Raw genomic sequence first — 7,786 nt, 5'->3', positions numbered from 1 at the left:
ATTACAGGGATCAATTCAGGTGCCAATCTTGGTCAGGATGTATTGTTTTCAGGTACCTTTGGCGCAGCATTAACCGCTCAGTTATTTGGCGTACCGGCTATTGCGACCTCATTAGTAGGCGGTGGGGCAAAAGGGAATGGGCAAGAATGTATCAGCCATTATCAACTGGCAGCAAATGAGATTATTAAGTTATTAACAGATACGCCCATATTGGATATTTGCAAAAATTTGCCCTATCACGTATTAAACGTTAATATTCCTGATGTCAGTAATGCTAATGAGATTAAAGGTCGCAAAATTACAACTTTGGGACACAGAAAAATAGCGCGTCCTGTACACCATGTGATTGATCCTCGCGGGCGAGATGCATATTGGTTGTCACTACGCAAGCGTCAGGATGTATTGCTAGACAGTATCGACATTCAGTCATCTGAAGCTAATATGACCGATGATCAAGCGGTTGCTGCGGGTTACATCAGTCTATCGCCTGTGCGCTTGCATCATACGCCAACAGCGGCGCTTGAGAGGCTCTCGGCGTTAATGCTGTAAATTGACTTATTTATCAGTGGTATCATTAATCAGTGCTAGTTTTATAAATGCGAATTTTTGATAAATAGTTGCATTAGTGCTGAAAGCGATGGTAGCTAACAAGATATTAGAAAAATCATTTATTATCAAATGATTGATGGTATATGAAAACTTAAACGGTATAACAATTAGCAAAATGCTTGTGAGTCACACAAGGAGTTTGTGCGTAACACAAAGAATAGGAAATCTTGTATGAAGAAGTTTATTGCTGGATCGCGCTTTATCACAGTGGCATTGATGGGCACAATGGCTGCTGCCACAGTAACGATGGTAGGCTGTGCTACTAAGCCCACTTACCAATCAGCCAATCAAGCCGGACCTAAGATTATTACTAATAATCAAGGGGTGCCTAACTATCATCGTGTGCAGCGCGGCGATACGGTTAGTCAAATTGCCTCGCGCTATCGTCTCAACTATCGCCAAATTGGTGCACTCAATGGCTTAGATAGCAAATACACCATTTATAGTGGTCAGTGGCTCAAGTTATGGCAAGGTGAGCCGGTACGCGCGACCAGTAACAGTAACTACAATGCTTCATCTGTACCTGTACAACCTACTTATACACCGCCTGTAACAAGCACACCTAACTATTCACAAAATCCTGTTTATGAAGTGACTGCCAATGCAACTTCAGGCTATGAGTATCCCACTCGTAACCAAGTAACACGCAATTTTGATGCGGCATCTAGCACGATGGGTATGTGGTTTGCTGGTAGCGTTGGTGATCCGGTGCAGGCAAGCCAATCAGGTACGGTTCTTTATTCGGGTAATGGTCTGCCAGAATATGGCAACCTGATTATGATTCGCCATAGTGACAACTATATCACTGCCTATGCGCATAACAGCCAGCTGTTGGTTAAAGAGGGCGATAGTGTTCAGCGCGGTCAACGTATTGCCAATATGGGCAGCAGTGGTCAGACCAATCAAGTAGGATTAGAGTTCCAGGTACGCTTAAATGGTAATCCTATCGATCCAAGAGCAGTATTAGGGCGTTAAATTTCTTATTGCTTGGTTATTAAATGGAATTATCTAAGCCACATTGCCACATTACTTACGGATACTTGAGACTTCTTATGCGATTAAACAAACACTACCTTGCTTTTTTCCCTGCCTTAGTGATGGTTGGCTGTACCAGTCAGCAGGCAATGCAGCAGCCTAATAAGCCGGTTCGTCAAGGTAATGTGCAAATTACCCAGACCCAAACCATTCAAGTGAAGCCGACTCCCGTACCTGTCGTTAAACCGACGCTGATTGCCAAGCCAAGCTACAATAGTTTCTCTGATTGGAAGACTGATTTTTCTATGCGTGCGATTTCGTCTGGTCATGATGCGTCGACAATACGTCGACTGCTTGATTCTGCATATTTAAATCAGCAAGTCATCTCGCTTGATTCAGGACAGCCAGAGTTTTCTAAAATGCCATGGGACTATGTCGATTCTGCGGTATCAGATGGACGTGTCAGTACAGGTAAGCGTAAGTTCGCCGAGCAACGCACGTATCTATCGCAGTTACAGTCGCAATATGGGGTTAATGCAGAGATCGTTGCTGCGATTTGGGGCATGGAGTCCTCATACGGCGTAGTAACGGGTAATAGTAGTATTCCAAGCTCGCTTGCAAGCCTTGCTTATGATGGTCGCCGCCAAGAGTTTGCTGAAACTCAGTTGTTATCATTAGCGACACTGTTGCAGCGTGGTGATGTGTCTTGGTCACAGCTAGACGGCTCTTGGGCGGGTGGCATGGGACAAACACAGTTTATCCCTGATACGTGGCTTAAGCACGGAGTCGATGGCGATGGTAATGGTCACCGTAACCCATGGTCAACGGGTGATGCTTTGGCGTCTACCGCCAACTATCTGAGTAATTCAGGGTGGGTACATGGTTTAGCGCCATTTTACGAAGCGATTGTCCCGTCGTCATTTGATTATTCATTGGTCGGTACCAAACAGCCTGCTGCTAGATGGGCGGCAATGGGTGTCGATACCATAGCCGATGTGAATTTGGATGCTAACACCCAAATGGAGCTATGGCTGCCAGCTGGTAAAGAGGGTCCAGTACTGCTTTTAAGCCCAAACTTTGATGTCATCAAGGTCTACAATAATTCATCAAGTTACGCGCTTGGTGTTAGCTTATTGGGTAAGGCGCTTGCCGGACAAGGTGGCTTGCAAAAGTCATGGCCGCGTTATGAGCGTCCGTTATCGACGTCTCAAGTACGCAATTTACAGCAGCGTTTGACCAGTTCAGGCTATGATACAAAAGGTGCAGATGGTATCGTGGGCACCAATACTCGTAAGGCGTTCCAGCGTTGGCAATCAGACAACGGTCAAACTCCAGATGGTTTTATCACTCAGCGTAGCGCATCTTCATTAGCGGGATGGTGAGACAAATTAAAATTTTTATTTTTGGACCATCGCTATTTGCGGTGGTTGTTTAAAAATAACAACATTAATGAATAAAAAAACTCCGTTCAATAACGGAGTTTTTTTATTATATGAGAATGACAGTAGCAGTTTAGATGTTTAGACAAGCATTCTAAATTCAAATAATTCAAATTCAGCATTATCTGTCATAATATCTTCATCTACGTTTGCTGTAATCGCACCAATAACGGCGCTCACTTTAGGTTGGCGCGTTTCCTTATTGAGTAATCTCCAATCACCAAGGACATAGCGAGTTTTACCCTCATTACTTTGGTGGATTTCAGGACGATGGGTGTGACCATGTAGTAGGGCGTCAAAGTGATAAATAGCTTTTTTCACTGCTGCTTCATTAACATCCATGATATGCGCCGCTTTATTGGCATTATTCTGCTGGCTTTTTTGGCGCATTTTATCGGCGATAGCCAAGCGTTTCTCTAACGATTTATTAAGAAGATACCACTGAGTCAGACGATTGCGCATCACTTTACGAAAAAACTGATATTTTTTATCATCGGTACAGAGTGCATCGCCGTGCTCTAGGCGATAAATCTGTTGTCCGACAGATAAATCATAAGGCTCGTAAATCAACTCGCCACCGAATATATTGCAAAACGGTTGCCCTAACAAAAAATCACGGTTGCCATGCATGACCAAAATCTCGCAACCTTCGACACGCAGCTTTTTTAATTTCAAAATAAGCGGTGTAAGCCAATGCACTTGCCTTTGTTCTTCCGATAAAGACAAATAAAAATCATCACCGAGCCAGACTTCAAACCAATCACCTAAGATAAATAGACGTTTGAGCGCAGGCAAGGCAAGGCAATCATCAAGCAGCGCCAAAAAAGCCTGCACTAAGGCAGGCTCTTCAGACGATAAATGCAAATCGCTAATCAAAACTTGCCGCACTTCATGAGGGCGGGTCGTTATAAGATGATTAAAAATTTGCATTTACCTTTATCCTTATAATTTCAAGCAGTAACATATTATAAGCGTTTACTGAGTAATGGCTATTAAATAACGATTACTGAGTGATGATGGTCGCTGATTTAATAACCACTGGCTCTGTTGGTACGTCTGCGTGCATACCAAAACGACCAGTTGGAACACCTTTCATTTTTTCGATAACGTCCATACCGCTTGTTACTTTACCGAATACAGTATAGCCCCAGCCTTGCATGTTTTTGCCAGAATGGTTTAAGAAGTCGTTGTCTTTTACGTTAATAAAAAACTGGCTGGTCGCTGAATGTGGGTCTTGCGTACGTGCCATCGCAATCGTACCAGCATCATTTTTCAGACCGTTATCCGCTTCGTTTTCCACGGGCTTATTGGTCGCTTTTTCATTCATCTCAGCGTCCATTCCACCGCCTTGAATCATAAAGCCATCAATGATGCGATGGAAAATCGTGCTGTCATAATGACCAGATTTTACATAGTTTAAAAAGTTTTCAACGGTTTTTGGTGCTTTTTCTTCGTTGAGTTCGATGGTGATTGCACCCATACTGGTTTCAAGTTCTACTACTGGTGGCATGTCTACCATGGGATATTCCTTATTGATTGCAGCGTCTGAATCAACACTGTCGTGAGTGGTGGATAAAAAGTTATGGCTAGTCTAACGGCTTTTTTATCCTGTGTCATGTATCAGGCTGTTAATGCCTTTGCAAAAGCTGATAGAATAACGCAACTTTACCCATTTCTAAACGATTTTGACAAAAAATAATCATAGCTTGGCGTTTATAACCCACTGTTTTTATAACCCAAATTTTTGTAAATTGGCTTAAACTTAATGGCTGAGGCTTGTTTTACGATATCGTTTTACTTTATTAAATATTTTGAATTTTCCATGAGGCGTGATGGCACGCCGCATGAATTGACCATTTGCGTTAGGAGCAATGCCCGATGAGTGAGCACTCAAGCAACCATGTACGAAAAGACGAACAAAAGAATGATTTTATTCGTAATATGATCCGTGACGATGTTAGCGCGCAGAAATACCAGCAAATCGTCACGCGTTTCCCGCCTGAGCCAAACGGCTATTTGCATTTGGGTCATGTTAAAGCTATCAGTCTAAATTTTGGGGTGGCAAAAGAGTTCGGTGGTGTCTGTAACCTACGTTTTGATGACACCAACCCAACCGCAGAAAAGCAAGATTATATTGATAATATCAAAAATGATGTGAAATGGCTGGGCTTTGAATGGGCAGGTGAGGCGCTGTATACGTCAAGTTACTTTGATCAGTTATATGCGTCGGCAGTAAAGCTCATTAAACAAGGCGATGCTTATGTAGATTTGCAGTCACCTGAGCAAATCAAAGAAAGTCGTGGTTCATTTAATGAAGTGGGCACAGCGTCACCATATCGTGATGCTAGCGTCGAAGAAAACCTGCAACTTTTTGATGATATGAAAAATGGCAAATACACTGAAGGTAAAGCGATATTGCGCGCCAAGATTGATATGGCAAGCCCAAACATGAACATGCGCGATCCAGTTATCTACCGTGTTATGCATCAAGCGCATCACCAAACCGGTGATAAATGGTGCATCTATCCAATGTATGACTTTGCGCATCCGCTATCTGATGCGATTGAAGGTATTACCCATTCGTTATGTACGTTAGAGTTTGAAGACCATCGTCCATTTTATGATTGGGTAGTAGAAAAAGTAGGCTTTGAACAACCGCCACATCAGTATGAGTTCTCTCGTCTAAATGTTGACCATACCATGACCAGTAAGCGCAAATTAAAGCAGCTGGTTGATGAAAATATCGTCAGTGGTTGGGATGATCCGCGTATGCCGACGATTGCGGGCATGCGTCGCCGTGGTTATACGCCAGAAGGCTTACGTGACTTCTGTGAGCGCGTAGGTGTGACGAAAGTAGATAGCGTCGTTGACTTTCGTTTATTAGAATTTAGCATTCGTCAGTCATTAGAGACGACTACAGCGCGTGGTATGGCTGTACTTAAGCCATTAAAAGTGACGATTACCAACTTTAGCGAAGCTGTTAGCAGCTGGGAAACTGAAAAAGCGGATAGCGTTAATGCGCGTTTTGACGATGCCACTCAAACACTATGGTTGACGCAGCCAAATCATCCTAATGTTGATATGGGTGAGCGTGAGATTCCTTTCACTGATACCTTATATATCGACCAAGGTGATTACGAAATTGAACCGCCAGCAGGTTATAAACGTTTATCACCAGAAAAAAACGAGATTCGTCTGCGTAATACCTATGTGTTGGCAGTGACTGAGCATATTCTAGATGATGCTGGCAATGTCATTGAGTTAAAAGCGACGATTGATTCTGCGACATTAGGAAACAATCCTGAAGGTCGCAAGGTTAAAGGCGTCATTCATTGGGTATCAGCCAGCCACGGCGTGCCTGCCACCGTGCGCATGTATGAGCAGTTATTTAGTGTCGAAGACCCAAGTAGCGTCGCTGACGTTCATCAAGCGCTAAATCCTAACTCATTGATTGAGCTACAAGCCGTGGTTGAGCCATCGCTTGCCAATGCTGACGCTGGTACGCGTTTCCAGTTTGAGCGAGAAGGCTATTTTATCGCTGATAGTGAAGCTCACAGCAGCGATAAGCCGGTCTTTAATCAAATTGTTAGCTTACGTGATAGCTATAAACCCGCTTAATTTATAAAAGTTAGCATCGCTAATGTTTATTTAAGATATTACTGAACAATAGTAGTTTGCAATCTTGCCCATTTCTAGTACGCTAGGGATGGGCCTTTTTGTGAATAAGTATAAATTTTAATAGTAGATGGTGAGGATATTAGAATGGCAAAGTTTTTAAACAGTAGTGGTACAACCTATCATTTAGAAGAACTGATTAAAAATGCGTCTGATAGGCTAATTATCATTAGCCCATATTTAAAGCTAAATGAGCGTATCAAAGAGCTGTTAGAAGACCGAAATCGTCTGAAAATTGATATCCGTATCGTTTATGGTAAAAATGATTTGCACCCAGAAGAAATCAACTGGCTTAAAAATCTGACTTTTATTCGTACTAGCTTTTGCAAAAATCTACATGCGAAATGTTATTTGAACGAAAATGAGTGCATCATTACCAGTTTGAATCTTTATGAGTTTAGTCAGGTGAATAATAATGAAATGGGCGTGCTGATTTACCGTAATGAGGATGCCAAACTTTATGCCGACACTTATGAGGAAGCCCAGCGTATCATTCGTATCAGTGATGAAGTCAGAATGTCACTTGAAAAAGTAACCGATTCTGATAGTAATGCTGATAGCAAGACTAAGTCTAATTCTTCCTCTCAAACCAATCCTGTAAGTAACGTTACCAGTCCTTCTGAGACACCTAATTATTCTAAGCTAACGACGGCGAAGCTTGCTAAAGAGCTGGGCTTTAAGACGCAAGAATTAAACGATAAATTACTGGCAGCGGGATACTTGCAAGAGCAAGAAGGGGAGTTGTTATTAACAGATGCTGGACGTGCTGCAGGTGGTACCAGTAAGCGTGGTAAATTTGGTGAGTTTTGTCTGTGGGATTCAGGGATGGTCGTTTAATCATTGCATAAATTGATACTAAGTCGTCACTAGGACAATAATAATGTTAAATATGATCGCCGGTCAAAAAGCCAAATTTACTGAGGTTGGCGTTACGCAGCAGTTTACCTTGATTGCAGAGCTCACAGCAGGCGCTACCGTGATAGATGTAGCGTGCTTTGGGCTAGATGCACAACAAAAGCTGGTAAGCGATGATTATATGGTATTTTATAATCAGCCAAAAACGTCCTGTGGCGCTATTAGTTGGCGGT

At 42.6% G+C, this 7,786-nt stretch carries 8 protein-coding genes; 6 read left to right on the top strand and 2 right to left on the bottom strand.

The features are described 5' to 3' along the window. The 3 genes from surE to VLN09_RS10025 form a co-directional block, all read left to right on the top strand. The coding region (gene surE / locus VLN09_RS10035) for a 5'/3'-nucleotidase SurE (RefSeq protein ID WP_325246124.1) at positions 1–549 on the top strand (549 nt) is incomplete at its 5' end. Positions 550–780: 231 nt separating this feature from the next. Continuing rightward, on the top strand, positions 781–1,584 hold the full coding sequence (locus tag VLN09_RS10030) for a peptidoglycan DD-metalloendopeptidase family protein (protein WP_325246122.1): 804 nt from the start codon (positions 781–783) through the stop codon (positions 1,582–1,584). 77 nt (positions 1,585–1,661) lie between these two features. Further along, a complete protein-coding gene (locus VLN09_RS10025; RefSeq protein ID WP_325246120.1) occupies positions 1,662–2,966 on the top strand; it encodes a lytic murein transglycosylase in 1,305 nt (434 codons plus the stop codon). 138 nt (positions 2,967–3,104) lie between these two features. Here VLN09_RS10025 and VLN09_RS10020 read toward each other — a convergent pair whose 3' ends face one another. Next, a complete protein-coding gene (locus VLN09_RS10020) occupies positions 3,105–3,953 on the bottom strand; it encodes a UDP-2,3-diacylglucosamine diphosphatase (RefSeq protein WP_325246118.1) in 849 nt (282 codons plus the stop codon). Between the two features lie 73 nt (positions 3,954–4,026). Then, positions 4,027–4,533, bottom strand: a complete 507-nt coding sequence (locus VLN09_RS10015; protein WP_422662700.1) for a peptidylprolyl isomerase — start codon at positions 4,531–4,533, stop codon at positions 4,027–4,029. Between the two features lie 368 nt (positions 4,534–4,901). Here VLN09_RS10015 and VLN09_RS10010 point away from each other — a divergent pair, with 368 nt between their 5' ends. The 3 genes from VLN09_RS10010 to VLN09_RS10000 all read left to right on the top strand — a co-directional run. After that, positions 4,902–6,641, top strand: coding sequence for a glutamine--tRNA ligase/YqeY domain fusion protein (locus VLN09_RS10010; protein ID WP_325246114.1), 1,740 nt, complete (start codon positions 4,902–4,904; stop codon positions 6,639–6,641). A 144-nt stretch (positions 6,642–6,785) separates the two neighbouring features. Continuing rightward, entirely contained in the window at positions 6,786–7,535 is a 750-nt protein-coding gene (locus VLN09_RS10005) for a phospholipase D-like domain-containing protein (RefSeq protein WP_325246112.1), read from the top strand. Positions 7,536–7,578: 43 nt separating this feature from the next. Next, a partial coding sequence (locus VLN09_RS10000) for a TerD family protein (RefSeq protein WP_325246110.1) occupies positions 7,579–7,786 on the top strand: 208 nt, incomplete at its 3' end.

This window comes from Psychrobacter sp. (genome assembly GCF_035469765.1).
Lineage (GTDB): Bacteria > Pseudomonadota > Gammaproteobacteria > Pseudomonadales > Moraxellaceae > Psychrobacter.
Note: the sequence above shows the minus strand (reverse complement) of the source record. Positions and strands in the feature narration are given on the sequence as shown.